Raw genomic sequence first — 26,509 nt, 5'->3', positions numbered from 1 at the left:
GTGTTGTCTGGCGGCTGCGCTTCAGCGGAAGGGCAGCGGTTTGCGTGGATCGGCCTTGAGCTTCTGGCGCTCGAAGAACTCGAAGATGGACGGCAGGCTGGCCCCGAAGGTCTGGCCGTGGTTGACGCCGGCGGTCTCGAGGTAGGTCACGCCGATGCCGCGCTTCAGGAGATCGGCGGCGAGCTGGCGGTCCGGCTCCAGCGACGGCGGGTCGGCATCGCCCTGGGCGATCAGCAGCGGCAGGCCGCGCAGGCGCTCGAAGTCGTAGCCGTCGATGAAGAAGGGCCCGGCCGAGGCGGCCGCCCCGGCCCAGAGCTGCCGGTGCTGATGGGCGAGGTACCAGGTCCCGCCGCCGCCCATGGAGTGGCCGGTCAGGAAGACGCGGCTGCGGTCGGCGCCGTACTCGCGGGCGGTGAGCTCCAGGACGTTCAGCACGTCCTGCTCGCTGAGCTTCAGCATCCGCGCGCGCTCGGGCCCGCCGACGTCGCGGCCTTCCCGGGTGGGATTGCCATAGACGGAGGGCAGGCGGATCGGGCTGCCGTAGGCGCCGACCGGCCGGTAGCCGAAGGGCGCGACGACGATGTAGCGGTACCGCTGGGCGAGCTTGCCGAGCTTGCCGTCGTCGAGATTGAACATCTCGTTCTCGTCGCCGCCGCCGCCGTGCAGGACGACGGCCATCGGCAGGGCTTCGCGGCCGTCCCAGTCGGTGGGGACGTAGAGGCGGTAGGGCATGATCTCGCCCGCCTCGGCGAATTGGTAGTGGCGCGCCTGGTCGCCGGTCCCGCGGACGACGATGTCCTGGCCGCGCTCCAGGCCGGCGAGCACGGCCTCCGAGCGGGCGAGGCGGGCGGCGAACGGGAGCCGCTCCGGCTCGCGCCGGCCGGACTGGACGAAGCCGGCGAGTTCAAAGGGATAGAGGACGCTCGCCCGGGCGGCCTCGCCGGCGGTCACCGTGGCCAGCCGGCGGCGGACGGCGGCCTCGCGGCCGCCAAGGTCGGCGACAAGGTCGAGGGTGGAGGTTGCGGTCGCCAGCACGGTCCCGCCGTCGACGACCTCCGCCAGCAGGGTGCGGCGGCCCTCGCCCGCGCCCGCCAGGGCGACGGGGAGGGTCAGGGCCTGGCCGCGCAGGCGGGGGGCGGGAAGGTCGGCCAGCGGAGCCGGCGCCTCGCCGGGCGCCTGCAGGCTGAGGCGGAGCCGCAGGCCGGGGGCGGGCGCCTGGGGGAAGGCCTGGCTGATGCGCAGCGGCAGCGGACGGGCCGTGTCGACGATGGCGGCGCCCGCACGCAGGTCGAGGGACGAGGCGAAGGCCTGGGCCGGGGTCCAGGCCTGGCCGCGGAGGATGGCGCGGGCCTCGACGAGGCGGCGCTGGGCCTCGGGACCCTGGCCGCGGCCGGCGAGGGCCTCGGCCTCGAGCAGCAGGGGTTCGACGCGGTCCTTGAGCGCGGCGGCGGCGGGGTCCTGGGCCAGCAGGCTGCGGATCGCCCGCACCGAGGGGCCGGGCTCGGCGCGGCGCCAGGCCGCCTGGCGCATGAATTCGAGCGGGAAGGCGGGGGCGGCCGACGCGGCGGGCGCCGGCTGGGCGACCGTCGACGCGCCGCCGCCGAGGACGAGCAGCGCGGCGAGCGCAGCGGGCCACAGGAGTCGCGGCATCGTCACCTCCCCAATTGGTTTGCGCGGCCCTTTAGTCCATCGGGCGCACTATTTTCTAAGACATACTGTTTGTTGTATGTACGATTTAGAAAACCACCTTCGAGGGGATTCCACAAGGGCGTCCCGTGCGGGAGAGTGGGGAATGGGGAGAACGCCAATGAGACGTCTCGGACTTGCCCTCGTCGCGGCCGCCCTGCTGGCGGCGCCGGCCCACGCCCAGCCGCCGGCCGCGCCGGCGGACCCTCCGGCGGGGACGCCGCTGGGTGGGGGGACCCTACAAGGCGGTGATGAGCGAGGAGCCCAGCCTGGCCGGGCACACGGTCTATCGGCCCGCGGACCTCTCCAAGCTGGACGGGCGGAAGCTGCCGGTGGTGGTCTGGGGCAACGGCGCGTGCGTCAACGCCGGCAACAGCTTCCGGAACTTCCTGACCGAGATCGCCTCGTACGGCTATGTGGTGGTCGCCAGCGGGCCGATCGATCCGGAATGGCCGAAGTCCATGCGGCCCCCGACCGTCGGGCCGGACGGCCGGCGCGTCCTGCCGCCGCCGGCCACCAAGTCCGGCCAGCTCGTCGACGCCATCGACTGGGCGACCTCGGCGAAGAACCCCTATCTCGCCCAGACCGACGCGGGGAAGGTGGCGGTGATGGGCCAGTCCTGCGGCGGGGTGCAGGCCCTGGAGGCCTCGGCCGACCGTCGCACGACCACCACGGTGATCTGGAACAGCGGCATCCCGATCGGCGGCACCAACATGGCCGGCGGCAAGCCCTTCCTGACCAAGGAGGACCTGAAGGCCCTGCACGCGCCGATCGCCTATTTCGTCGGCGACCTGTCGGACCAAGCCCATCCCAACGCCCAGGACGACTTCGACAAGCTGACCCTCCCGGTCTTCCTCGGCTGGGAGCGCGGGGTGCCGCACGGCGGGACCTATCGCCAGCCGAACGGCGGCGAGTTCGCGGGCGTGGCGGTGGCCTGGCTGAACTGGCGACTGAAGGACGACGCGCGGTCGAAGAAGATGTTCGTCGGCGACGACTGCGGGCTGTGCGTCAACCCGCGCTGGGTCGTGCGGCAGAAGAACCTGAAGTAGGGCTATTTCTGTGGGCGCGCGTCGGGCGCTTGAACCGGCGTCCACTTCAAGCTGACGCGCGTCCGGAAAGCAGAACGCCCGCCGGGTCTCCCCGGCGGGCGCTTCGCGAAGTCCGAGGGTCGGCGGGAGCCTTAGGCGGCCACGGCCTTGATCAGGGACTTGTTCAGGATGCCGATGGCGGCCTCGCGGTCGATGCGCTCGATGGCGGCGACCTCGCGGGCCATGCGGTCCAGCGCGCTCTCGTAGAGCTGGCGCTCGGAGTAGGACTGCTCGGGCTGGTTCTCGGCGCGGTGCAGGTCGCGGACGACCTCGGCGATGGAGATCAGGTCGCCCGAGTTGATCTTGGCTTCGTACTCCTGGGCGCGGCGCGACCACATGGTGCGCTTCACCCGCGCGCGGCCCTTCAGGGTCGTCAGCGCCTGGGAGACGGTGTTGCCTTCGGCCAGCGGACGCAGGCCGGCGGTGCGCGCCTTGGCGGTGGGAACGCGGAGCGTCATCTTCTCGTGGTCGAAGGTGATGACATAGACCTCAAGCTTCAGACCGGCGACTTCCTGGGTTTCGATCCCCTGCACCTGGCCCACGCCGTGGGCCGGATAGACGACGTGATCGCCAACCGAGAAATCCGTACCGTTCTTGCTCATCGCGCAACCTCTCGAAAAATTCCGTTCGACCCTTCGGAACGCCTGGACGCGGGGCGTCCACCAAGCAACAAGACGACGCTCTCCGCGAGGACGGCGGCGGCTTCTCGACTGGCGGAAATGTAAGACCTCTAGGACACCCTTCGCCTTTTCCCGGGATGTCCGCCGGGACGGCTTTCGTTCTTCAGGATGACGGGCAGGCGAAAAGCCTCATCGCCACGTCTTCCATGACGTTAGCATAAAATTCAGCCGAAAGAAAGGCTTGGGCGGGCGCCGCCGAGACCCAGGCTGGGCGCGGTCAGGATCCGCGGCCGGGCTTTTCCGAGAAATACTTCTCGAACTTGCCGGTTTCGCGCTCGAACTGTTCCTTGTCGGCCGGCGGCTCGCCCTTGACCGTGATGTTCGGCCAGACGCGCGAGTACTCGGAATTGATCCGGAGCCACTTGCCGTCCGGATCGTCCTCGGTGTCGGGCTTGATGGCGTCCACGGGGCACTCCGGCTCGCAGACGCCGCAGTCGATGCACTCGTCCGGATTGATCGCCAGGAAGTTCTCGCCTTCGTAGAAGCAGTCGACCGGACACACCTCCACGCAGTCCATGAACTTACATTTGATGCAGGGATCCATGACGATGTAGGTCATCGGAAGAAAATCTGGCTCCGGCCCGACGCATGAGGCGGGCGGGTTTTCGGAGAGGGGCGGCGCAAAGTCAATGCCGCCCCGTCCCGCATCGGGGCGAGGATTTCTGACAGCGGGATCAGCGGCCGCGGAACATGTGCCGCCAGCCCGGCTGCGGCGGCGGGCCGAAGCGGTTCTCCTGCGACTCACCTGGAATGATGCCCAATACGATGATCGGAACGAAGGTGACCAATATGCGGGCGACGGTTCCGCCGGTCGTCTCGCCGACGGTCAGATAGGCGATCAGGCCCAGGGCCAGCTGCGCCAGCAGAATGGCGGGCGACCACCAACCGGAACGCCCAAGATCGTGGAGGCGCGGAATCCAGACAACCACGAGGCAGCCGACAAGGCCCCCTCCGGCGACCTCCAAACCCACTTGATCAAGCGCCAAGATCGCCGCGAAGAGCACCGCAAAGTACAGCCAGTACTCCTTGCGGTTGGCGCGGCCAGTGAACCAGTTTCGTCGAGACCCTGCCCCGGTCGCCGGTTGCGGCGTATCGGTCATGCTTCCCCCACCTCCAGAGAACGTATTAAGAACTCAGTGGCGCGTCCAGCGTCGAGTAGAGCGTGCGCGCCTCGGCCGGCGGGCCGCGGCGCTCCCCGAGCGCGTCCACGGCGACGGCGATGAGCCGGCCGCCGACGGCGAAGACCAGGTGGTCGCCGGGCTTCACGGCCCGGGACGCCTTGTCGAGCCGGACCTCGGCCTGGCCGGGGCGGGTGAGGCGGACGCGGCCGTCGTCGACGAACTTCGCCGAGAGCGAGCGGGTCTTGAAGAACCGGGCGCGCCACAGCCAGACGTCGATGCGGCAGGCGTCGTCGCTCATGCGGTGCGCACGGCCTTGGGCTTGCGGCGGCGCGGCCGGCGGGGGCGGCGCTCGGCCGACGGCGGCGGGGCCGGCTGGGCCTTCAGGGCGGCGAGCGCCGCGAACGGCGAGTGCGGCCGGTCGGGCTCGGCCTTGGGCGGCGGACCGCGCTCGCCGCGGCGGCGCCAGGCGACCGGCTCGCCGGCCTTCGGGCGGTTCACCGGGGCGAAGCCCAGGCCGCGCAGGATGTCTCTCGCGTCGGCCTCGCTCCAGCCCAGCGCCTCGCGGGCCTGGTCGGAGAGGACGGCGCCGCCGGCGAGCTTCGGGCCTTCGCGCAGGAGCTCGTCGAGCTGTTCGAGCGCCTCGACCGGCACCCCGAGGCCGCCGACGGCGCGCAGGCCATAGGCCGAGAGGGTGCGCGCCGACGGGGCCGGGTTCGGCAGGCGGACAACGCCGTCGGCGGGCTTCCAGTCCGGCGTCTCGCGGGCGGCGTAGGCCTGGGCCAGCGCCCGGGCGTCGGGCTTCAGGACCGCGGGGAGGACGATCGAGAAGGCGCCGAGCCGGACGCCCAGGCCGCGCAGCACCCGGCGCTCCACTTGGCTGAGCTGGCGGGCCTCCTGCTTGACCAGCGCCCGGTCGAGGACGCCGCCGTTCTCCACGAGGCGATAGGCGATGCCGCGGGCGAGACCCTTGACCCGGCCCTCGGCGACGGCGGCCTCCAGCTTGCGGAGCGCGCCCAACCGGCGGCCGGCCTCGGCGGCGGCGAAGGCCTCCAGGCGGCGCTGGGCGCGCTGGCGGGCGGCGTCGGGGCCGAGGTCGCCGAACAGGCGGACGCGGGGGCCGAACGGCTGGCCGCCGGCGATGGCGCCGGCCGCCTCGCCGCGCCACAGCAGCACGCCGTCGGGCGTGAGCTGGAAGGCCTCGTCGGGCTCGCCGGCCAGGCGGCCGAGGCGCCGGGCGATCTCTGGGCCGACGGCATGGGTGGCGGCGGCGCGCAGCGCCTTCTCCTCCAGCACGGTGGCGCCATGCGCCGGCTCGAAGCGGACGCCGGTCAGCTTGCCGACGTAGTGGCCCTCGACCGTGACCGCGCCGTCCGGGGCGACGCCGGCTAGCATGTCCTCGCGCACGCGCAGGCCGCGCATGAGCGCGCTGGTCCGGCGGTCCACGAAGCGGGCCATCAGCTTCTCGTGGAGGGTGTCGGACAGCCGGTCCTCGAGCTGCCGGGCTTTGCCCTGCCACTCGGCGGGATTGACCAGCCAGTCGGGCCGGTTGGCGACGTAGGAGAGCGTGCGGACGCTGGCCAGCCGGGCGGCCAGGGCGTCGATCTCGCCGTCGGTGCGGTCCAGGTGGGCGTACTGGCGGGCGATCCAGTCGTCGGACATCCGTCCGCGCTTGCCGGTGAGCTGGAAGAAGAAGTCCTTCACCAGCGCCACGTGCTCGTCGGCCGCCACCTTGCGGAAGTCGGGCGTCTGGCAGACGTCCCACAGGCGCATGACCGTGCCGCGACCGCGGGCGCGGTCGGCGACCTCGGGGTCGGAGGCCAGCCGGCGGAGCGTCGTCTCGTCCAGCGCCTCGGCGGCGAGCTTCAGCCCCTCGCGCTCCGGCAGCTTCGCCAGGGACTTCATCAGGGCCTGGACGCTGTCCATGTCGAGGCGGTGGTTGCGCCATTCCGCGCCGTGCACCGGCTCGAACTCGTGGTTCTGGACCGCCTCGACGAGATCGGCGTCGAGATCCTCCGCCTCGCCGGTGACGCCGAAGGTGCCGTCGCGCATGTAGCGGCCGGCGCGGCCAGCGATCTGGCCGATCTCCTGCGGGTGCAGATGGCGGGTGCGCTTGCCGTCGAACTTGCGGAGCCCTGCGAAGGCCACGTGGTCGACGTCCATGTTGAGGCCCATGCCGATGGCGTCGGTGGCCACCAGGAAGTCGACCTCGCCAGACTGATAGAGCTCGACCTGGGCGTTGCGGGTGCGCGGGCTGAGGCTGCCCATGACCACGGCCGCGCCGCCGCGCTGGCGGCGGATCAGCTCGGCGATGGCGTAGACCTGGTCGGCGCTGAACGCCACGACCGCCGAGCGGCGGGGCAGGCGGGTGAGCTTCTTCGGGCCGGCGTAGGTCAGGGAGGAGAACCGGTCGCGCGACGTGATCTCCGCATGCGGCAGCAGCCGGCGGACCAGCGGGGCCATGGTGGCGGCGCCCAGCAGCATGGTCTCGCAGGTCCCGCGCGCATGCAGCAGGCGGTGGGTGAAGATGTGGCCGCGCTCGGGGTCCGCGCAGAGCTGGATCTCGTCGACCGCCAGGAACTCCACCTCGCGGGAGAGCGGCATGGCCTCGACCGTGCAGACGAAATAGGCCGGCCGCTCGGGGATGATCTTCTCTTCCCCGGTGATCAGCGCCACCGACCGGGCGCCCCTGGCCTTGACGATCCGGTCGTAGACCTCGCGGGCCAGCAGCCGGAGCGGCAGGCCGATCATGCCGGACGCATGGCCCAGCATCCGTTCCACGGCGAGGTGGGTCTTGCCGGTGTTGGTGGGGCCCAGCACCGCGACGAGCTTCGGGGGAGCCCTGCCGGAGGGACGGTCGCTCATGACAGGAAGGTGGGGTGGCGCGGAGAGTCGGGCAAGAGACGCGGGGCGAGGAAGGCCAGGGCAGGAACAGCCTCGAAACCGGTCAAGTCGCCCGTACTCCTACGCGACGGAACCTATGCAACAGGACGCGCGAAGGCCGGGCTGCGTTCCGCGGGCCCATCAAAGGTGAAGGCTGTCAGCCGCGCTCGAGCCGAAACCCCAGGGGCAGCAGTTCCTCGATGGTGTGGGTTTCGGCGGCGCCGTCGGCGGCGACCGAGACGACCTCGCAGCCGGGCTCGGCGAATTCCCAGATCTTCTGGCGGCAGCCGCCGCAGGGCCAGATGAAGCCCGGAAGGTTCGAGGCGACATAGATCCGGCGGATCCGCTTGCCGCCCTTCGTCACCATGTCGGAGATCGCGCTGGCCTCGGCGCAGACGCCTTGCGGATAGGCGGCGTTCTCGACGTTGACGCCCTCGTGCCGCCGGCCGTCGGCGGTCTCGACGATCGCGGACACGTGCACGCCGGAATAGGGGGCGTGCGCATTGGGGAGCAGGCGGGCGAGCGCGTCGGCCAGGGCGGGATCGGCAGGCGGGGTCATGCGGGAAGGGCGTCCCAAGACATTCGAGGGACGGCGGAGAGTAGCCGCCCTGCGACCGGCGTCTACTGCCGTCTCGCCGCAAGCTCCTCCAGGACCAGGCGGACGTCGTCGAGGCGCGAGGCGCCTTTGGGGGCGGGCTTGAGCCAGACGAGGCGGCCGTCCTTCACGGCGGCGTCGGGGGCGCACTTCAGCCTGGCCGGCGGCCGGCCCTGGACGGTGAGGGCGACGGCGCGGGGGCCGGCGTCGACGCGGATGACGCCGGCGGCCTGGGCCAGGGTGCGCAGGCGGGCGCGGTCCAGCAGGGCGACGGCGGCGTCGGGCAGGACGCCGAAACGGTCCTCCAGCTCCTCGGCGAAGGCCTCGACCGCATCGGGCTCGCCGATCCGGGCGAGGCGGGCATAGAGGTTCAGGCGGATGGTGGGGTCGGGGACATAGGCCTCGGGAATGGCGCCCTTCAGGTCGAGGTTCAGCTCGGGGTCCCAGTCGGGGCCGGAGATCTCGCCCTTGGCCACCCTGACCGCGCGGGTGAGCAGGCGCTGGTAGAGGGCCGCGCCGATCAGCTTCACGTGGCCCGCCTGCTCGTCGCCGATCAGGTCGCCGGCCCCTCGCAGCTCCAGATCCCGGGCGCTGATCGCCAGGCCCGAACCCAGCCGGTCGAGGGCGACGAGGGTGGAGAGCCGGGCCCGGGTGGCCTCGGCGATCTCCTCGTCGGGGTCGGTGAGCAGGTAGGTGATCCCCTGGGTGCGGCCCCGGCCGACCCGGCCGCGCAGCTGGTGGAGCTGGGCCAGGCCGAAGCGGTCGGCGCGCCAGACGATCATGGTGTTGGCGCGCGGCACGTCGAGGCCGCTCTCGATGATGCTGGTGGCCAGCAGGACATCGCCCTCGCCGCTCGCGAAGCCGACCATCGCCTCGTCCACCGCCTCGGGCGGCAGGTCGCCGTGGGCGGTCCGGGTGGTGAGCTCGGGGACCAGCGCCTTGAGCTGCCCGGCGACCGGGCCGATGTCCTCGATGCGGGGGACGACGACGAAGCTTTGGCCGCCGCGCCGGCGCTCCCGCAGCAGGGCGGTGCGGACCGTGGCGGCGTCGAAGGGGGCCAGGAAGGTGCGGACCGGCCGCCGGCGGGCCGGCGGGGTGGCGATGACGCTGACGTCCTCTACGCCGACCATGGCGAGCTGCAGGGTCCGGGGATCGGCGTCGCCGTCATGGTCAGCAGGTGGACGTTGGGGGGCGAGGCCGCGGAGCTGCTGCTTCAGCCTGGCGCCGAACCGCTGCTCCTCGTCGACGATCAGCAGGCCGAGGTCGGCGAAGGCGACATCGTCGGCCGCCAGGGCATGGGTGCCGATGACGATGCGGATCGAGCCGTCGGCCAGGCCGTCCTTCACCGCCCGGGCCTCGGCCGGGGAGGCCAGGCGCGAGAGCCGCCCGACCTTGAGATCGAACCCGGCGAACCGGCGGCGGAAGCTCTCGAAGTGCTGGCGGGCGAGCACGGTGGTGGGGGCGACGACGGCGACCTGCTTCCCGGCCAGGGCGGCCGCGGCGGCGGCGCGCAGCGCCACCTCGGTCTTGCCGAAGCCGACGTCGCCGCAGACGAGCCGGCTCATCACCCGGCCCGAGGCCATGTCGGCGAGCACCGCCTCGATGGCGGCGGCCTGGTCCGAGGTCTCGGGGTAGGGGAAGCGGGCGGCGAACCGGGCGAGCGCCGGGCGGGACGGCTCCAGCACCTGGCCCCTGGTCTCGGCGCGCGCGCGGGCGACGGCCACCAGGTGTTCGGCGGTCCGGTCGATGTCGGCGCTGAGCTCGACCCGGCGCTTCGCCCAGGCGTCGGTGTGCAGCCGGTCGGGGGTGACGGCCTCGGCCTCGCCGCTGTAGCGCCAGAGCTTGCCGAACTCCTCCACCGGCGTGATCAGGCTGGCCCCGCCGTGGTAGGCGAGCCGGACGGCGTCGCGGGTCTCGCCCGCCACCTCGAGCGTCTCCAGGGCCTCGAGCACGCCCAGCCCATGGTCCTCGTGGATCACGGCGTCGCCGACCCTCAGGTCGGGGTCGGACAGCAGGCTCTCGGCGGAGGGCCCGCCGCGGGTGGCGACCCGGCCGCCCAGCACGTCGGAGGCGGTGACGACCACCAGCCCCTCGTCGGGGGCCTCGAACCCGGCTTCCAGATCGACCGGCAGGGCGAGCAGCTCGCCGGCCTTCGCGCGCCGCACCGCCTCCCAGTCAGCGGCCGGCTCCGGCGTGCGCGCCGCGCCGCGCTGGATGGCGCGGGCCAGCGGGCGCAGCTCATGGGCCAGGCCGGTGAGCACGATGCGCGCGCCGGCCTCCAGGCGGGCCTGGACGAAATCCGAGAACGCCCGGCCCGGGTTGCGCTCCAGGGCGAAGCGGGGCGTGCGCTCGGCCGCGCCGTCCAGCGTGCGCCGCGTCAGCTTTCCGAGCGCGCGGTCGAAGTCGCGGGCGGAGAGGTAGAGGTCCTCGGGCCGGGGCGCGGGGGCCTCGCCGGGGCCGGACAGGCTATGATGGGCGTCATAGGCCTCGGCGATCTGTTCGCTGAGGCCGGCGACGCGGCGCTCGACCTTGTCGTCGACGAAGGCCACGGCCTCGCCCAGCAGGGCGAAGACGGTCGGCATCCGGCCGTAGATCGACGCCGCCCGGTGCTCGAGGCCCGGTGTGCGCTCGGTCTCGTCGTCGAGCAGGACCTCGGAGGCCGGGCCCAGCACCACGTCGTCCAGCTCCTCGTCGGTGCGCTGGCTGACGGGATCGTAGCGGCGGATGGCGCTGACGGTGTCGTCGCCGCCGAGCGCGATGCGGACCGGGGCCTCGGCGGCGGCCGGGAAGACGTCGACCACCTCGCCCAGCAGGGGCGATCTCGCCGGGCTCGTCGATCCGGTCGTCGACCACATAGCCGGCCCGGCGGGCGAAGCCTTCCAGGGCCTGGCGGTCGAGGCGTTCGCCGACGCGCACGGGCAGGAAGGCGTGCTTCATTGCGGTCTTCGGGGGGCACGCGCTGCAGCAGGGCCTCGGCGCTGGCCACCAGCACGCGCGGGCCCTCGGCCGCCTCCGTCAGCCGGGCGAGCACGGCCATCCGCCGGCCCATGGCCTCGCGGGACGGCGAGGCGCGGTCGTACGGGAGGCAGTCCCAGGGCGGCAGCACCAGGACCTCCGCCTGCGGCGCGAACTGGCGCAGCGCCCGGCCGATCTCGTCGGCGCGGCGCTCGCTGGAGGCGACGTAGAGGAGCGGCGCCGTGGCGCGCCGGGTCTCCCGGCTCAGCCGGTCAGCGATCCAGGCGGCGGACGGCTGGGGGTTCTCCTCGGGCGGCCGGGCCGGCTCGGGCGCGGCGGCGGGCGCGGGGGCCAGGGCCGCGTCGGCGTGGGCCGGATGCTGGTCGTTGAAGGCCGCGCCGTCGTCCATCTGGTCCCCCGCCATGTGCGGGAGGCCAACTCATGGGCGGGGAAGCCGTTCCGGACTATCGGACGGCCATGACCTCGACCTCGGCGCCGTTGACCTCGGCGACGTCGCCGACCGCCTTGCCGAGCAGGGCGCGGGCGAGCGGGGAGGCGTAGAAGATCGTGCCCTTGGCCGGGTCGGCCTCGTCCTCGCCGGTGATGCGGAAAGCCTGCTTGCGGCCGTCCTCGCGCTCAATCTCCACAGTGCGGCCGAACTGGACCTTGCCGGCCTCGGGCTCCGGCTCGGTGAGCTGGGCGGTGGCGCGGCGCTGGGACCAGTAGCGCAGGTCGCGGGTGGCCCGGGCCATGGCGGTGCGGTCGGCGCTGACGTCGCCCTGGGCCTGGGCGGCCTGGTAGGCGGCGCGCGCGGCCGCCAGCTCCGCCTCGATGGAGGCGAGCCCCGAGGCGGTGACGAGGTTGGGATGCGACGAGATCGGCCGGTCGGGAAGGTCCGCGGCCTGGCTCTCGTAATCCTCTTCCTTGGTGAAGGCGACGGCCATCCCGTGAAGGTAGGGACGACGGCGGCCTCAGTCGAGGGCCGGGACCTGACGTAGCTTGTTGACCCCTGGGCTTGCGATGCTCACCACTTCCGTCAGTGAAGCTTGCTTTAGGACAAAGATATAAGGCCATGGATTCCAGCACGCGATCGGCCGCACGGCGGAGCATGTGGCTGAAGATTCTCGCCGTGGGGTTGCTCAGCTCGGTCGGGCTTTGGCTGGCTCGCGTGTTGGCTGACGCTGGTGTGCCCATCGTCGTGGTCGCTGGCTATGTCTTGGCCATCAACGTGGCATTGATCGCCGGATCGATTTGGGCCGCCAGGGACCTGTTTCGATTGTTGCGCGCAACGTCGACACCGGTCGAGCCCGCTCTCCAGGGGCGTGAGCAGCGTGCCTTCGCGATCGGCGCAGCGGTCTCTGTGGTCCTCGTGGCGGCACTAGCGTTCGCCAGAAGTGGGTTCGTGTTTGATGGCGAGTTTTGGTTTACCGCGGTCGTCGGCTGCGCAACTACGGCAGGTTGTTTCCTGTTCGTGAGAAGGGCGCTAGCGCGGCGAGGGAACTGACACTCCGGCCAACTCGCCCACGAGTCTCAATCCAGCGTGCGCCGGTAGCGGGCCATGGCGAGGGCCGCGACGACGCAGACGAAGGCGGTGAGCGCCAGGAGCTCGCGCCACATGTCGCTCAGGTCCTGGCCCTTCAGCAGGGCGCCGCGGACCACGCGCAGGAAATGGGTCACCGGGATGATCTCGCCCAGCGCCTGGGCCCAGCCGGGCATGCCCTTGAACGGGAACATGAAGCCCGAGAGCAGGATGGAGGGCAGGATGTAGAAGACGCTCATCTGCATGGCCTGCAGCTGCGACCGGGCCACGGTGGAGATCAGGAAGCCCAGCGACAGCGAGCCCACGATGAAGAGGGCGATGCCGAGCGAGAGGCCGGGCCAGCCGTCCTGGAACGGCACGGCGAAGAGCAGCCGGGCGAGCGTCAGGATCAGCGCCGTCTGGATGAGGCCGATCAGGACATAGGGCGCGAGCTTGCCGACCATCACCTCCAGCGGCTCGACGGGCGTGGCCAGCAGGCTCTCCATGGTGCCCCGCTCCGTCTCGCGGGTGACCGAGAGCGCGGTCATCATGACCAGCGTCATGGAGAGGATCACGCCCAGCAGGCCGGGCACGATGTTGTAGGCGGTGACCGCCTCGGGATTGTAGCGGCGGTGGACGACCACCTCGAACGGCGGCGGCGCCTGTGTGCGGGGGGGCGAGCGCGCCCTTCATGTCCTGGGCCAGGGCCTGGGCGGGCAGGGCGGCGAGCGCCGCCGCCGCGCCGCCGGTCGCCGTGAGGTCGGTGGCGTCGGCCTCCACCAGGATCTGCGCCTGGTCGCCGCGCGCCACGCGCCGGGTGAAGTCGCCGGGGATGGTCACGGCGAACAGCACGTCGCCCCGGCGGATCATGGCGTCGAGCTCGGAGGCCGAGCGGGCCTGGGCCACGAGGTCGAAGAAATCGCTGCGCTTCAGGGCGCCGACCACCGAGCGGGCGAAGACGCTGTCCTCCTGCACCAGCACGGCGGTGGGCAGGTGACGCGGCTCGGTGTTGATGGCGAAGCCGAACAGCAGGAGCTGGACCACGGGCAGGGCTAGCATCATGGCGTAGGTGACCCGGTCGCGGGTGAGCTGCTTGAACTCCTTGATCATCACCGCGGCGACGCGGGTGAGGGAGAAGCCGGTGCTCATCCTGCTTCGCTCCCGAAGGAGCTTCGCAGGACCGGAGTCCTCCGTAGCCTTGTGCGAAGGAGGATCATCGGAAATTGTCCTCAGAGCGGTCCATGAGCTGGATGAAGACGTCCTCCAGCGTCGGCTCGACCTCCGCCCAGCGCCAGGGCTCGCGCTTCCAGGGCTGGATGGCGGCCTCCAGCGCCTTGCGGTCCGTGCCGCTGACGTGGAGGGCCGGGCCGAAGAGGGCGGCGGTCTCGACGCCGGGGCGGGCGGCGATCTCGCCGGAGAGCCGGTCGATGCCGGGGCCCTCGCCGCGCAGGGTGATCAGGTTGGAGCGTTGGACCACCTCCTCGGCCGTGCCGCGGGCGATCAGCCGGCCGTAGGAGATGTAGGCGATCTCGTGACAGCGCTCGGCCTCGTCCATGTAGTGGGTGGAGACCAGCACGGTGAGGCCCTCGGCGGACAGCGCGTGGATCTCGTCCCAGAAGGTGCGCCGGGCCTTGGGGTCGACGCCGGCGGTGGGCTCGTCGAGCAGCAGGAGCCGGGGCTCGTGCAGGGTGGCCGAGGCGAGCGCGAGGCGCTGCTTCCAGCCGCCGGAGAGCGTGCCGGCGAGCTGGCCCCGGCGCGCCGTCAGGCCCAGGCGTTCGATGGCCGCGTCGACCCGCTCGCGCCGGCGGTCGAGCTCGTGGATGCGGGCGGCGAACTCCAGGTTCTCGGCGATGGTCAGGTCCTCGTAGAGCGAGAACCTCTGGGTCATGTAGCCGGTGCGCCGCTTGATCTCGGCGGCGTCGCGGATGATGTCGAAGCCGAGCGCCGCGCCCTGGCCGCTGTCGGGCGTGAGCAGGCCGCAGAGCATCCTGAGCGTCGTGGTCTTGCCCGAGCCGTTGGGACCCAGGAAGCCGCAGATCCGGCCTTCCTCGACGGCGATGTCGACATCCTGGACGACGTGCTTGTCGCCGAAGCTCTTGTTGAGCCCGTGGACGTCGATGGCGAGGGTCACTTCAGCGGCTCCACGTCCACCGGCTGGCCGGGGTTGAGGCGGACGCTGGGGCGGGCTTCGACGAGGTAGACGAGCCGGTCGCGGGCGTCCTTGGAGTAGATCACCGGCGGGGTGAACTCCGGGCGCGGGCTGACGTAGTCGATCTTCGCGGTCATGCCCCGGTCGCAGCCGTCGCAGGCGAAGCGGACGGTGGCGCCCGGACGGTATTTCGAAAGGTCGGCCTCGGGGACGAAGAACCGCACCTTGATCCGTTCGTCGGGCAGCAGGGAGAGGATCGGCTGGTTGACGGCCGCCCACTCGCCCTGCTGGTAGAACACCTCCTCCACCCGGGCGGCGGCGGGGGCGGTGGGGGGCGACGTCCATCAGCCGGGCCTCGGCGCCGGTCAGCGCCGCGCGGGCCTGGGCGACCCGGCTGTCGGCGGCGCGAACGAGGTCGTCGCGGGCGCCGAGGGTGGCGGCGTCGCGCTGCCTGCGGGCGGCGGCCACCTGGGCCTGGGCGGCCTGGGCGGCGGCGCGGGCCTCGTCGAGGCGGGCCGGCGCGTAATATCCGCGGCCGGTCAGGGGCTCGACCCGGCGGAGCTGGGCCTGGGCGTCGCGGGCGCGGGCTTCCGCGGCGGCGAGGTTGGCCTCGAACACCGCCAGCTCCACCGGCCGGACGCCCTTGCGGGCGTCGACCGCCTGGGCCTCGGCGGCGGCCACTTCCGCGCCCGCCTGGTCGCGCTGGGCGGCGAGCTGGGCGGGATCGACCACGAACAGCTTCTGGCCGGGCGCCACCGCCTGGCCGCGGACCACGAGCATCTGCTCCACGCGGCCGGCCACGGGGGCGGCGAGATAGAGCGGTTCGCCCTCGATGTAGCCGGTGAGGGTCTCCACCCGGCCGAACCGCGGCATGACGACGAGGACGGCGACGATCGCCAGGCCGGCGAGGGCGAGGACGGCGACCAGGGCGCGCTGGCGGGTCATGGCGCTATCCCTCCGAGGTAGGTGTCGACGTGCTGGGCGATGAGGGCGGGCAGGTCGAAGGCCGGCGCGCCGACGGGGGCGAAGGTCTCGCGCCAGATGACGCCGACGAGCAGCGGGGCGACGAGCTGCAGGGCGTAGGCCCGCGGGTCGCCGGGGCGGACCTCGCCGCGGGCCTGGGCGGCGGCGATGACGCCGGCGAGCGTGTCGAGCATCGGGCCGACCAGGCGGTCGTGCCAGATGCGGGCGAGTTCGGGGAAGTTGCGGGCCTCGCCGATGACCATCTTCGCGACCCCGCCGATCGAGGTGGTCTGGATCACCCCACCCACGTGGGCGGCCAGCGCCCGGATTAGGTCCGGGAACGGGCCGGGATGGGCGGCCAGCATGGCGCGGGCGAGCTGGACGTTCGGCGCGATGGCCTGCTCGACCACGGCCCGGAAGATGTCGTCCTTGGTGTCGAAGTAGAGATAGAGCCCGCCCTTGGAGACTCCGGCCCGGGCGGCGATGTCGTCCAGCCGGGCGGCGGCGAAGCCCTTCTCGGCGAACACCTGCATCGCCGCCTCGACGATCTCGCCGGGGCGGTCAGCCTTGCGGCGACGGAATTTCGGTTCGCCGGCGGGGAGCATCGGAACGTCCTAATAACTGACCGGTCAGTTATTTACGCTTCCTGGCGCCGCTTGGCAAGACGCCGATATGCAGGCGGCATGGTGTCGCGACAGGACGGAAAAGAACGCGCCCATATTCCGCCCGGAAGCGCCGTTAACTAAGACAGGCGTCCCCGAGCGGACCCGCGGCCGTCGCCACAGGCGGCCGTGACAGAAAACGAGACAGCATCCTCGCGAGCCAGGAAGCCGGCGTCTGTCCGGTGGGCCGCATCCGATCGAGAGAAGGGCGTACCCGAATGATGCGCATCCCTGTGCGCGCCGTGGAAACGGCGAAGGAACGGTTGGGCCAGACGGTGGCCGTCCTTGCGATCCTCGGCGGCACGGCGGCGCTGGCCATGCCGGCGGCGCACGTGGGCTACACGGCGGCGAAGAAGGCCGAGGCGCAGCGGATCGACCTGCGGGACACGATCTTCCCGGCGGCCGAGGCCACCCGGATCGTCTGGCAGGGGCTCGACGTGGACGGTGACGGCCAAGCCGACTTCGCCAATCCCACCGGCCAGGAGCCCAGGGGCCACGACGCCTATGGCCAAGGCGCGTTCGGCGCCCGCCGCGACGGCGGCTCGCGCCGCCACGAGGGCGTGGACTTCGTCGCCGACGCCGGGCAGGCGGTGGTGGCGCCGATCTCCGGCTATGTGACGAAGATCGGCTATGCCTATGCCGGCGACGCCGACCTGAAGTTCGTGGAGATCACCAATCCGGCGCTGCGCTACGCCGCCCGCGTGTTCTATGTGGAGCCGGCGGTCGAGGTGGGCGACGCGGTGGCTGTGGGTCGCCCGATCGGCGAGGTTTACTCCCTGCAGGACAAGTATCCCGGCGGCATGACCGACCACGTGCACCTGGAGATCCTGGACAAGGGGCGGCGGATCGCCGCCACCGAGGTGCTGGTCGCCCGCGAGCAGCGGGTGGCCGACGTCCACATGGCCGACTAGGCGGCGTTCCGCCTCGTCCGCCACCTGGCGTCGCAGTCGTTAAGGGGCGGCGGGAACTTCCAGAACGGGCGCGAAACGGATCAGGACCGAATCGCTGACATGCCGCGATTCAGCCTTTGTTCCCTACAACCCATTGTATTTGAGTCGCTTTCGGCCACAACGAGCTTCGCCGTTCCGTGGGGATCGGGCCGCACCCGGGGGCGAGATTTGCTGCAGCGCCCGGGTTGACGCGAAGGGCCCGCTTCCTCTATATCGCCCCCTCCTCGCGCGGGCCGGCTGGTCCGCCGATCCCATTTCCACGCGAAGGTTACCTCGCTATGTCGCGTCGCTGCGAACTCACCGGTGTCGGCCCGATGGTCGGCCACAATGTGAGCCACTCGAACATCAAGACCAAGCGCCGCTTCCTGCCGGCGCTGCAGCCGGTCACGCTCCAGTCGGACGCGCTCGGCCAGTCCTTCAAGCTGCGCGTCCGCAACGCGGCGCTGCGCACGCTGGACTTCAAGGGCGGCCTGGACGTGTTCCTCCTGAAGGCCCGCGACGAGGACCTCTCGGCCCGCGCCCTGAAGATCAAGCGCCAGGTGAAGGCCAAGCTCGCCGAGCAGGCCCCGGCCGCCTAAGCCTGAGCTTACAAGAGTGTCGTTCCGAAAGGGCCGCCCTCCGGGGCGGCCCTTTGCTTTGGGGAGAGGGTCTACGGCGTCCAGTCGAACGCCATGAGCAGGGTCCGCTGGTCGGTGGGGGCGCCGGCGAAGGCGCCGAAGTTGTCGTCCGAGATCAGGTAGAAGCGGATCCGGCCGGCGGGGCCGGGGACCGCCGCCACCCCCCTCGAAATTGTCGACGGTGAGCGGGCGCTCCATGTCGAAGCCGTCGATGCGCCGGCCGTCGCGGTCGAGGATCTTCAGCTTGATCGTGTTGCCGCGCAGCGGCGTGAAATAGCGCAGCAGCACGGCCATGCCGCCGTCCGGCAGCATGTCGATGCCGGTGAGCTCCAGACCTTCGAGATCGACGGTGAAGCCCGGCGTGCAGCCCGTCGCCAGCCGGCACAGGAAGGTCTGGCCCGTGCCCTCCAGCGCCACGCGGTAGGCGTCCGGCCCGCGCGCCGGATCGGCGGCGAGCGCCTCCAGGGACTTGTTGAACTGGAAGGCTGTCTGCGGGATCGGGGCGGCGACCGGCGGGCCGCCGGCGGCCGGGTAGCGCAGGATGCGCTCGTGCTGCTCGAAGCTCACCAGCAGGTCGCCGTTCGGCAACTCGGCGACGCCTTCGGAATCATATTCCTTCTGGCCGCCGGCGTAGAGGTCGGCCCCGTTCCCGTCCTTCAGGGCGGCGAGCCGGGCGTCGGCGATCCCGGCCAGGCGGCCCGCGGCGTCCAGGACGATGCGGGCGGTAAGCAGGTCGGACTGGTCGCTGGCGGCGACGAGCCGGCCGTCGGGCCGGACCTTCAGGTCGGAAAGGCCGTGCAGGCGGGCGGTCTGCGTCGAGGTCAGGTGCAGGCCGCCGGCGTAGGCGAAACGGCCGACCGCGATCTTCGCCGGATCAGACGGGTCGAGCGGGACGGGCGCGCCGTCGACGGCGATCGCCGCGGCATAGGGCAGGGGGCCGGCGGCAGGGACGCGTCCGGGCTGACGCAGCCGGCGAGGGCCAGCGCGAACAGCGGCCCCGTGAGTTTCCTCAAGCCACCGATCTCCGGACTTCCTTGAAGGTCGAGCGGCGCATGCCGCCGGAGGGCCCCTGGGTGTTGGGCGGCGGCTGCAGCAGGCCGGCGGTGCGGCGGGTGAGCTTGCGCGGCTCCTCGTCGAACAGCGCGGCGAGCTGGTCGGTGATGGCGCCGGCGAGCTGCTCCACGTCGACGATGGTGACGGCCCGGCGGTAGTAGCGGGTCACGTCGTGGCCGATGCCGATGGCGATGAGCTGGACCGGGCTCTTGGCTTCGATCTCGGCGATCACCTCGCGCAGATGGCGCTCCAAGTAGTGGCCCGAGTTCACGCTGAGGGTGGAATCGTCCACCGGCGCGCCGTCGGAGATGACCATCAGGATGCGGCGCTGCTCCGGCCGGCCGATCAGCCGCTGGTGCGCCCACATCAGGGCCTCGCCGTCGATGTTCTCCTTCAGAAGCCCCTCGCGCATCATCAGGCCGAGGTTGCGCCGGGCGCGCCGCCAGGGGGCGTCGGCAGCCTTGTAGATGATGTGGCGCAGGTCGTTCAGGCGGCCCGGCTGGGCGGGCTTGCCGGCCTTCAGCCAGTCCTCGCGCGCCTGGCCGCCCTTCCAGGCGCGGGTGGTGAAGCCGAGGATCTCGGTCTTCACGCCGCAGCGCTCCAGCGTGCGGGCCAGGATGTCGGCGCAGACCGCGGCGACCATGATCGGCCGGCCGCGCATGGAGCCGGAGTTGTCGATCAGGATGGTGACCACCGTGTCGCGGAACTCGGTGTCCTCCTCCTCCTTGAAGGCCAGCGAGGCGGTGGGGTCGGTGATCACCCGGGTCAGCCTGGAGGTGTCGAGCAGGCCCTCCTCGAGGTCGAAGCTCCAGGCGCGGTTCTGCTGGGCGAGCAGCTTCCTCTGGAGACGGTTGGCCAGCCGCGAGACCACGTTCGACAGGCTGGCGAGCTGCTGGTCGAGGTAGGCGCGAAGCCTCGTCAGCTCCTCACCGTCGCAGAGCTCCTCGGCGGCGACGATCTCGTCGTGCTGGGTCGTGAAGACCTTGTAGGTGGCGACCTTGGCCTCGCCCTTGAAGTCGGGACGCGCCGGCTGTTCGCCCTCGCCCATCTCGGGGGGCTCGTCGGTCTCCTGGCTGTCGGGGTCGTCCTCCGCCTGCATCATCTGGCTGTCGGCGTCGTCGCTCTCCTGGTGGGTCGCGTCCGACTCGTCCATGGCGGTCTGCTGCGGCGACTGGCCGTCGCCGTCGCCCTCGTCCTTGTCGTCGCTGGCCTCGGGCTCGCCGTCCTCGCTCGAATCCTCGTCCTGCTCGGGCTGGTCGAGGGCGTCGGAGAGGTCGTCGCCCATCTTCAGGTCGCGCAGGATGGCGCGGGCCACCTTGGCGAAGGCCTTCTGGTCGTGGATCAGGTCGGACAGGCGGTCGAGGTCGGCGCCGGCCTTGGCCTCCACCTCGTCGCGGAACAGCTTCACCAGCGGCTCGGCCATGGCCGGCGGGGGCTCGCCGGTCAGCCGTTCGCGGACCATCAGCGAGACCACCTCGGCCATCGGCGGATTGGCCAGGGCCTCGATCTGGTTGAACGAGCGCTTGGCCCAGGCCTGGTCCATGACGGCCTTCAGGTTCTCGCGCACGCCGCCCATGGCGTTGGCGCCGATCGCCTCGATGCGGGCCTGCTCGATGCCGTCGTAGATCGGCTGGCCCATGGCCGAGGCCGGCCGCGCCTTCGCATGGGCGGCGGGGTCGTGGTGGGCCACGCGCAGCGCCATCTGGTCGGCGAGGCCGCGGATCCGCGCCGCGTCCGCGCTCGTCAGGTCGCGCGGCGGGTGGGGCAGGACGGCCCGCTTTCCGGAGAGCTGCGGGCCCTCGCCGGAGTAGACGATCTCCAGGTCGGGCGTCTCGGCGAGCGAGCGCGCCGCGTGCGCCAGCGCACGCTTGAACGGCTCCAGGGGGCTTTCCGGGTTCTTCGCCATGACGACCGTCTTAGATCAGGGGTGACGTGGGGCGAAACAAGGAAGTGAGGGCTCCGCCGCCGGAACAATCATGGCGAAGCCGTGTTCATCCGACCGGGCCGGTTGCCGGCCTGTAGTCATGAGGAGAGTGAGCGCCATGCTGAAGTGGGCTCTGATCTTCGCGATCGTCGCCATCGTAGCCGGCGCGCTCGGCTTTGGTGGCATCGCTGGCGCTTCGGCCGGCATCGCCAAGATCCTGTTCTTCCTGTTCGTGGTGGGCTTCCTGGTCTTCCTCGTCATGGGCCTGATGGCCGGGCGAAAGATGACCCGTTAGCGACGCTTCGAACGTCGGAAAGAAAGAACGCCCGCCCTCGAAAGAGGACGGGCGTTTTTCTTTCTCCATTCCTCCCCGTCGGGGGAGGTGGCCCGAAGGGCCGGAGGGGGTCATCCCCGGTGTCGCGGCGGACCCCCTCAGTCGGCTGCGCCGACAGCTCCCCCGATGGGGCGCAACTATTGCTTCGCCTTCGCCAGATACGCCTTCGACTGCTGGCCCACGATCTCCACCAGGTTGCCCATGGCGATGTTGGCGTCGACGAGGTGGAGGCCCCAGTCCTTCATGACCGCGCCCAGGGCCACGACGTCGCCGGAGATGTCGTCGGTGCGCGGGTCGGCCGGGTCGGCGTTCACGCGGGCCTCCAGGTAGTTGAAGCCGTCCTTGGAGACGCACTGGCCGGTGATCAGCCCGGGCGTGGCGACGAACGGCGTGGTCGGCTGGGCCTTGCCCTTCACCCAGGTCGGCGGGGCCACCGACGACGAGGCGATGGCCGCCCCATTGCTGTGGTAGGCCTTCAGCTCGCCCCTGGCCGCCGGCGAGGTTCGCCGGGTTGGTGCAGGCGGCCTCCATGTTCGCGGCCTGCACCTTGCCGAAGCGGCTGTTGGCGGGCGGCGGGATGGTGTCGCGGAAGGTGACGTAGGAGATGGCGCAGCCCGTCTGGCTGGCCGACTTGCAGAGCGGGATGGTCTTGAACGTCCCGGTGTCCTTGCCCTTCTCGACGGCGAGGTTGGAGCCGAGGATCAGGGCGGAGATCAGCTGCTTCTGGACGGGCTTGCCCTCGATCACGGCGGGGATCACCCGCTGGAGGACGCCCGAGCCCTGGGAGTGGCCGATCAGGACGACGCCGCGGCCCTTGTTCTCGTGCTGGAGGTAATGGTTCCAGGCGTCGACTACGTCATTGTAGCCCACCTGGCGGACGGCCGGATCGGCGGAGCCCGGCATCGGGTTGCCGGCCGAGGCGGCGCGCAGCGCGGTCAGGGTGAACTGTCGGTAGAGCGGGGCGTAGATCCGGCATTTTGAGCCGAAGCGGGCGAGCTGCTGCCGCACCACGTTCAGCTCCTCGGGGCCGGCGTTCATGTCCGACGTGATGCCGGGGTCGTTGGAGACCGTCGGATAGACGTAGAAGCAATCGATGGGGGCCTTCGGATCGGCCTTGAAGGTCTCGACGCTGGTCGAGCCGTCGGCCTTGACGACCGTGGCGGTCATGTCGACGGCGCAGGCGTCGCCGGACTTGCCCGGGAAGCACAGCCAGGCGGCCTTGTCTGCGTAGTCGTTCCTGGCCGGTGCGGTCTGGGCCTGAGCGCCCGAAGCGGCGGCGAAGCCGGCGGCGAGCGCAAGCGCCGCCAGAGTGGTCCTGATCATAGTTTCCCCCAGCAATATTGTTCGAAGAATGGGTTTGATGATCGCGCTTCGCAGAACCCGGGTCCAGCCCCCAAACTCCGCTCATCCCGGCGAAAGCCGGAACCCAGGCGGACGTTCGGCAAGGAAAAGCCCCGGAGGTTCGCACCGCCGGGGCCTTCGATCTGATTCAGCTTGGTTCCCGGCTTTCGCCGGGATGAGCGGAGGTTAGGCGGCCTAAGCCACCCGCACCCGCGCCGTGCTTTCCGGGAGGTCCTGGCCGAAGGCGCGCTGGAAGAACTCGGCGACGGTGCCGCGCTCCAGCTCGTCGCACTTGTTCAGGAAGGTCATCCGGAAGGCGAGGGCGATGTCGCCGCCGAAGATCTCGGCGTTCTGGGCCCAGGTGATCACCGTCCGCGGGCTCATGACCGTCGAGATGTCGCCGTTCATGAAGGCGTTGCGGGTCATGTCGGCGACCCGGACCATGGCGTTGATCGTCCGGCGGCCCTCGGCGGTCTGGTAGTTCGGCGCCTTGGCCAGAACGATCTCGGCCTCCACGTCGTGGGCCAGGTAGTTGAGCGTGGTGACGATGGACCAGCGGTCCATCTGGCCCTGATTGATCTGCTGGGTGCCGTGGTAGAGGCCGGTGGTGTCGCCGAGACCGATGGTGTTGGTCGTCGAGAACAGCCGGAACCAGGGGTTCGGACGGATCACCCGGTTCTGGTCGAGCAGGGTCAGCTTGCCCTGCGCCTCCAGCACCCGCTGGATCACGAACATCACGTCCGGGCGGCCGGCGTCGTACTCGTCGAACACGAGGGCGATGGGCCGCTGGATCGCCCAGGGCAGCATGCCTTCGCGGAACTCGGTGACCTGCTTGCCGTCCTTCAGGACGATGGCGTCCTTGCCGACCAGGTCGATCCGGGAGACGTGGCTGTCGAGGTTCACGCGGATCAGCGGCCAGTTCAGGCGCGCCGCCACCTGCTCGATGTGCGTCGACTTGCCGGTGCCGTGGTAGCCCTGGACCATCACGCGGCGGTCGAAGGCGAAGCCCGCGAGGATCGCCCGCGTGGTCTCGGGATCGAACTTGTAGGCCGGGTCCACGTCGGGAACGTGGGGGTCGCGTTCCGAGAACGCGGGCACGTCCATGTCGAAGTCCACGCCGAACGTGTCGCGCGAGGAAACCTTCCGGTCCGGGACCAGGGCGATGAGCTTGTCTTCGGTGGTGTCGAAAGCGGCCATGACGGGGCTTCGATTACAGTCTTGCCCGAGCGGAAGCAAACCTCAGAGTGGAGGAAACCCGGCGCCCGAAGCCGGGGCCTGCGCGGGAGGGACGACCATGAGCGACAACGAGACCGTGATCCGGGATTTCATCGCCGCCTGGTCGCGGCTGGACCCGGACGAACTGGCGGGGTTCTTCGCGCCGGACGGCGTCTACCACAACATGCCCGCCCGGCCGGTGGCGGGGCGGGAGAACGTCCGGGCCTTCATCGCCGGGTTCATCAGCAGCTGGACCTCGACCGAATGGGACGTTCTGAACCTGGTGGCCCGGGGCGACGTGGTGATCGCCGAACGGCTCGACCGCAGCCAGGTCGGCGACCGGCCTGTCGACCTGCCGTGCTGTGGGGTCTTTGAGATGGAGGCCGGAAAGATCAAGGTGTGGCGCGACTACTTCGACATGCAGACCTACATGAAGGCGCTGTCGCCGCCGCCCGCGAAGACCGGATGAGGGGAGGCCGCCGTGCTGGCCGAGCAGAAGACCGCCATTGAGGTGACGCCGGAGCCCACGGGCTTCGGAGCGGAGGTGAGGGGGCTCGACCTGACGCGGCCGCTCCCGCCCGAGACCCTGGCCCAGGTGAAGGCGGCCTGGGCGCGGCATGGCGTGCTCGCCTTCCCGGACCAGCCTCTGAGCCTGGAGCAGCTCGAGGCCTTCACGCTCCAGATCGGGCCGTTCGGCAAGGACCCCTTCATCAAGCCGATGGCCGGGCACCCCAATGTGCTGGAGCTGCGCCGTGAGCCGGACGAGCGCGCGACCAACTTCGGGGCCGGCTGGCACTCCGACTGGAGCTTCCAGGCGATCCCGCCGGCGGCCACCCTGCTGCATTCCGAGGTCGTGCCCCCGGTGGGCGGCGACACCCTGTTCTGCGACTGCGCGCGGGCCTACGAGACGCTGTCGCCGGTGATGCAGGCGATGCTGGCGCCGCTGAAGGCCGTGCACTCGGCCGGCCGGGCCTACGGGACCAAGGGCGTCTTCGCCCGCGAGACCGAGAAGCGGACCATGGAAATCATCGTCTCGGCCGAGGCCGACGAGACCCTGACCCACCCCCTGGTGCGCACCCATCCGGTGACGGGCCGCAAGGCCCTGTTCGTCTCGCCGGTGTACACCCTGGGCATCGAGGGGATGACGCCGAAGGAGAGCCAGGCGGTGCTGGGCTTCCTGTTCGGCCACATGACCCAGGACGAGTTCATCTACCGCCACCGCTGGCGGCCCAGGATGCTGCTGATGTGGGACAACCGCTGCACCATGCACCTGGCCGAGGGCGGCTACGACGGGCACCTCCGGGTCATGCACCGGACGACCGTGGCCGGCGAGCCGCCGGCCTGAGCCACGCGGTGTGACCGCGGTCACCTGAGGCTGGCCTGCCCCGTGCAGTTATCCCCCTCGCCAAGGGGGAATGCGTCCTATGCCGAGACTCGCCGCGATCGCGGGAGCCCTGATGCTCGCCGCCTGCCGGACGACCGGCGAGACGGGCGGCGCCAATGCGCTCTACGGCGAGGAGCTGGACGCCGCGCTCGGCCTCTACGGCCCCTACGCGGAGTACCTCGTGCTGGACGGCAGGCCGACCTATGTGTGGCGGCGCAACTTCCGGACGGCGGAGCAGAACTATTTCTGCGAACTGCGCGTGGAGACCGGCTTCCGCCGGACCATCAGCCGTGCGGAGATGCAGGGCTTCCCGGACGCCTGCCGGCTGTTCTCGGTGAGCTACAAGGCCGCCCGCAACAACTAGCGGTCGCCCCGCCGCTGCCAGGTGGAAACACCCGCCAGGGTGAGGATGAAGACCGCAAAGCCGGCGATCACCATGCCGAGATAGAGGGTCTGGACGGTCGTCATCTGCAGGCTCCGTGAATGGGGCCGAAACGATGCCGCCGGGCGGCGTCGGGCGAAATTCCGTGCACCCACCTAAGGGGGACTACGTAGGTGTTCCTCCCGAATGTCGGACGGGGCGGGAGGGGGCTATCCCATCGCTCATCGGGCCGCGCATCGCCGGCCTCCCGTAGAGCGTAAGAAAGCACAGACCGCCATGACCGCCCCCCTCGTCGACCTCGCCGTCCACCACCGGCCCCGCGGCCTGTCCGACCGCGTCGCCTACGGCTTCGTCAAGGCGCTGCGCTTCTTCGCCGACACCTTCTTCGCCAAGCGCTACGGCCACCGCGCGGTGGTGCTGGAAACGGTCGCCGCCGTGCCGGGTATGGTCGGCGCGACGCTGACCCACCTGAAGTGCCTGCGCCGGATGGAAGACGATCGGGGCTGGATCAAGACGCTGATGGACGAGGCCGAGAACGAGCGCATGCACCTGATGACCTTCATCGAGGTGTGCAAGCCGACCCTGTTCGAGCGCTTCGTGGTCGTCGCCGTCCAGTGGGTCTTCTACCTGTTCTTCTTCGGCCTCTACCTCGCCAGCCCGAAGACCGCCCACCGGGTGGTCGGCTACTTCGAGGAGGAGGCGGTGATCAGCTACACCCACTACCTCAAGGAGATCGACGAGGGCCGCAGCCCGAACGTGGCGGCGCCCGAGATCGCCCGGCGCTACTGGGACCTGCCGGCCACCGCGACTCTGCGCGACGTGGTTGAGGTGGTCCGTGCCGACGAGGCTCACCATCGCGACGTGAACCACGGCTTCGCCAACGAGATCGCGGGCCTTCCGCAGCTCAAGATCGCCCCGTGCCCCCGCACGCGGCGCTGGAACCGAACTGGAAGCAGGCGGCATAACTTCCCCCCGACACCTGCCGCCTGAGGGGCGGAGCCGCGAGGCTCC

At 71.0% G+C, this 26,509-nt stretch carries 25 protein-coding genes and 3 pseudogenes; 9 read left to right on the top strand and 19 right to left on the bottom strand.

Going from position 1 to position 26,509, the window contains the following annotated elements; genetic code table 11:
- Nucleotides 1–21 precede the first annotated feature (21 nt).
- Complete coding sequence (locus LRS04_RS26490; protein ID WP_308238054.1) at nt 22–1,650, bottom strand: hypothetical protein; 1,629 nt, start codon at nt 1,648–1,650, stop codon at nt 22–24.
- Nucleotides 1,651–1,937: 287 nt separating this feature from the next.
- On the opposite strand from LRS04_RS26490, the gene LRS04_RS01360 reads away from it, so the two are divergent.
- The gene (locus LRS04_RS01360; RefSeq protein ID WP_257814806.1) at nt 1,938–2,735 is read left to right on the top strand and encodes an alpha/beta hydrolase; all 798 of its coding nucleotides are present in this window, start codon (nt 1,938–1,940) and stop codon (nt 2,733–2,735) included.
- Nucleotides 2,736–2,866: 131 nt separating this feature from the next.
- Here the strand turns inward: LRS04_RS01360 and LRS04_RS01355 are convergent, their stop codons facing one another.
- The 8 genes from LRS04_RS01355 to greA form a co-directional block, all read right to left on the bottom strand.
- Nucleotides 2,867–3,376, bottom strand: a complete 510-nt coding sequence (locus LRS04_RS01355) for a CarD family transcriptional regulator (RefSeq protein WP_257814805.1) — start codon at nt 3,374–3,376, stop codon at nt 2,867–2,869.
- Nucleotides 3,377–3,671: 295 nt separating this feature from the next.
- A complete protein-coding gene (fdxA, locus tag LRS04_RS01350; RefSeq protein WP_257814804.1) occupies nt 3,672–4,013 on the bottom strand; it encodes a ferredoxin FdxA in 342 nt (113 codons plus the stop codon).
- Nucleotides 4,014–4,128: 115 nt separating this feature from the next.
- The gene (locus tag LRS04_RS01345; RefSeq protein WP_257814803.1) at nt 4,129–4,554 is read right to left on the bottom strand and encodes a DUF805 domain-containing protein; all 426 of its coding nucleotides are present in this window, start codon (nt 4,552–4,554) and stop codon (nt 4,129–4,131) included.
- A 25-nt stretch (nt 4,555–4,579) separates the two neighbouring features.
- The gene (locus tag LRS04_RS01340) at nt 4,580–4,873 is read right to left on the bottom strand and encodes an RNA-binding S4 domain-containing protein (RefSeq protein WP_257814802.1); all 294 of its coding nucleotides are present in this window, start codon (nt 4,871–4,873) and stop codon (nt 4,580–4,582) included.
- Nucleotides 4,870–7,437: a helicase-related protein gene (locus tag LRS04_RS01335; RefSeq protein WP_257814801.1), complete on the bottom strand. Its 2,568-nt coding sequence runs from the start codon at nt 7,435–7,437 to the stop codon at nt 4,870–4,872. Before LRS04_RS01335 ends, LRS04_RS01340 begins: the two co-directional genes overlap by 4 nt.
- Before the next feature lie 175 nt (nt 7,438–7,612).
- Nucleotides 7,613–8,014: a cytidine deaminase gene (gene cdd, locus LRS04_RS01330; protein WP_257814800.1), complete on the bottom strand. Its 402-nt coding sequence runs from the start codon at nt 8,012–8,014 to the stop codon at nt 7,613–7,615.
- A 62-nt stretch (nt 8,015–8,076) separates the two neighbouring features.
- Nucleotides 8,077–10,905, bottom strand: coding sequence for a TRCF domain-containing protein (locus LRS04_RS01325; RefSeq protein WP_257814799.1), 2,829 nt, complete (start codon nt 10,903–10,905; stop codon nt 8,077–8,079).
- A 564-nt stretch (nt 10,906–11,469) separates the two neighbouring features.
- Entirely contained in the window at nt 11,470–11,949 is a 480-nt protein-coding gene (gene greA / locus LRS04_RS01320) for a transcription elongation factor GreA (protein WP_257814798.1), read from the bottom strand.
- Between the two features lie 128 nt (nt 11,950–12,077).
- Between greA and LRS04_RS01315 the strand changes: the two genes are divergently transcribed.
- Complete coding sequence (locus tag LRS04_RS01315; RefSeq protein WP_257814797.1) at nt 12,078–12,509, top strand: hypothetical protein; 432 nt, start codon at nt 12,078–12,080, stop codon at nt 12,507–12,509.
- Between the two features lie 26 nt (nt 12,510–12,535).
- On the opposite strand, the gene LRS04_RS01310 is transcribed toward LRS04_RS01315, so the two are convergent.
- From LRS04_RS01310 to LRS04_RS01290, 5 genes and pseudogenes are all read right to left on the bottom strand, one after another.
- Complete coding sequence (locus tag LRS04_RS01310; protein WP_257814796.1) at nt 12,536–13,168, bottom strand: ABC transporter permease; 633 nt, start codon at nt 13,166–13,168, stop codon at nt 12,536–12,538.
- Nucleotides 13,169–13,277: 109 nt separating this feature from the next.
- Nucleotides 13,278–13,583 (bottom strand): annotated as a pseudogene (locus LRS04_RS27440) (ABC transporter permease); the annotation flags it as partial.
- A gap of 154 nt (nt 13,584–13,737) precedes the next feature.
- Entirely contained in the window at nt 13,738–14,655 is a 918-nt protein-coding gene (locus LRS04_RS01300; RefSeq protein ID WP_257818906.1) for an ABC transporter ATP-binding protein, read from the bottom strand.
- Entirely contained in the window at nt 14,652–14,972 is a 321-nt protein-coding gene (locus tag LRS04_RS01295) for an HlyD family secretion protein (RefSeq protein ID WP_257818905.1), read from the bottom strand. The genes LRS04_RS01300 and LRS04_RS01295 overlap by 4 nt, the downstream gene beginning before the upstream one ends.
- Before the next feature lie 642 nt (nt 14,973–15,614).
- Entirely contained in the window at nt 15,615–16,241 is a 627-nt protein-coding gene (locus LRS04_RS01290) for a TetR/AcrR family transcriptional regulator (protein WP_257814794.1), read from the bottom strand.
- Between the two features lie 278 nt (nt 16,242–16,519).
- On the opposite strand from LRS04_RS01290, the gene LRS04_RS01285 reads away from it, so the two are divergent.
- On the top strand, nt 16,520–17,209 hold the full coding sequence (locus LRS04_RS01285) for a M23 family metallopeptidase (protein WP_257814793.1): 690 nt from the start codon (nt 16,520–16,522) through the stop codon (nt 17,207–17,209).
- A gap of 317 nt (nt 17,210–17,526) precedes the next feature.
- Nucleotides 17,527–17,826 carry a 50S ribosomal protein L28 gene (gene rpmB, locus LRS04_RS01280; protein WP_257814792.1) on the top strand — a complete coding sequence of 100 codons (300 nt, stop codon included), beginning with the start codon at nt 17,527–17,529 and terminating at the stop codon, nt 17,824–17,826.
- Between the two features lie 71 nt (nt 17,827–17,897).
- Here rpmB and LRS04_RS01275 read toward each other — a convergent pair whose 3' ends face one another.
- The 3 genes and pseudogenes from LRS04_RS01275 to cobT form a co-directional block, all read right to left on the bottom strand.
- A complete protein-coding gene (locus tag LRS04_RS01275) occupies nt 17,898–18,026 on the bottom strand; it encodes a hypothetical protein (protein ID WP_257814791.1) in 129 nt (42 codons plus the stop codon).
- A gap of 118 nt (nt 18,027–18,144) precedes the next feature.
- Nucleotides 18,145–18,648: pseudogene (locus tag LRS04_RS27435) on the bottom strand (esterase-like activity of phytase family protein); the annotation flags it as partial.
- A 226-nt stretch (nt 18,649–18,874) separates the two neighbouring features.
- Nucleotides 18,875–20,824, bottom strand: a complete 1,950-nt coding sequence (gene cobT, locus LRS04_RS01265) for a cobaltochelatase subunit CobT (RefSeq protein ID WP_257814789.1) — start codon at nt 20,822–20,824, stop codon at nt 18,875–18,877.
- A 136-nt stretch (nt 20,825–20,960) separates the two neighbouring features.
- Here cobT and LRS04_RS01260 point away from each other — a divergent pair, with 136 nt between their 5' ends.
- Nucleotides 20,961–21,137: a DUF1328 domain-containing protein gene (locus LRS04_RS01260; protein WP_257818904.1), complete on the top strand. Its 177-nt coding sequence runs from the start codon at nt 20,961–20,963 to the stop codon at nt 21,135–21,137.
- 594 nt (nt 21,138–21,731) lie between these two features.
- On the opposite strand, the pseudogene LRS04_RS01255 reads toward LRS04_RS01260, so the two are convergent.
- Nucleotides 21,732–22,214 (bottom strand): annotated as a pseudogene (locus tag LRS04_RS01255) (DUF3089 domain-containing protein); the annotation flags it as partial.
- Between the two features lie 498 nt (nt 22,215–22,712).
- Nucleotides 22,713–23,714, bottom strand: a complete 1,002-nt coding sequence (cobS, locus tag LRS04_RS01250; RefSeq protein ID WP_257814788.1) for a cobaltochelatase subunit CobS — start codon at nt 23,712–23,714, stop codon at nt 22,713–22,715.
- A gap of 97 nt (nt 23,715–23,811) precedes the next feature.
- Here cobS and LRS04_RS01245 point away from each other — a divergent pair, with 97 nt between their 5' ends.
- The 4 genes from LRS04_RS01245 (at nt 23,812) to LRS04_RS01230 (ending at nt 26,488) form a co-directional block, all read left to right on the top strand.
- A complete protein-coding gene (locus LRS04_RS01245) occupies nt 23,812–24,201 on the top strand; it encodes a limonene-1,2-epoxide hydrolase family protein (protein WP_257814787.1) in 390 nt (129 codons plus the stop codon).
- 12 nt (nt 24,202–24,213) lie between these two features.
- Entirely contained in the window at nt 24,214–25,077 is an 864-nt protein-coding gene (locus LRS04_RS01240; RefSeq protein WP_257814786.1) for a TauD/TfdA family dioxygenase, read from the top strand.
- 79 nt (nt 25,078–25,156) lie between these two features.
- A complete protein-coding gene (locus LRS04_RS01235; protein WP_257814785.1) occupies nt 25,157–25,480 on the top strand; it encodes a hypothetical protein in 324 nt (107 codons plus the stop codon).
- A 294-nt stretch (nt 25,481–25,774) separates the two neighbouring features.
- Complete coding sequence (locus LRS04_RS01230; protein WP_257814784.1) at nt 25,775–26,488, top strand: alternative oxidase; 714 nt, start codon at nt 25,775–25,777, stop codon at nt 26,486–26,488.
- Nucleotides 26,489–26,509: the final 21 nt, after the last annotated feature.

Origin of the sequence: Phenylobacterium sp. J367, assembly GCF_024699985.1 — a bacterium.
Taxonomy (GTDB): domain Bacteria; phylum Pseudomonadota; class Alphaproteobacteria; order Caulobacterales; family Caulobacteraceae; genus Phenylobacterium.
This window is presented reverse-complemented; position numbering and strand designations above follow the sequence as displayed.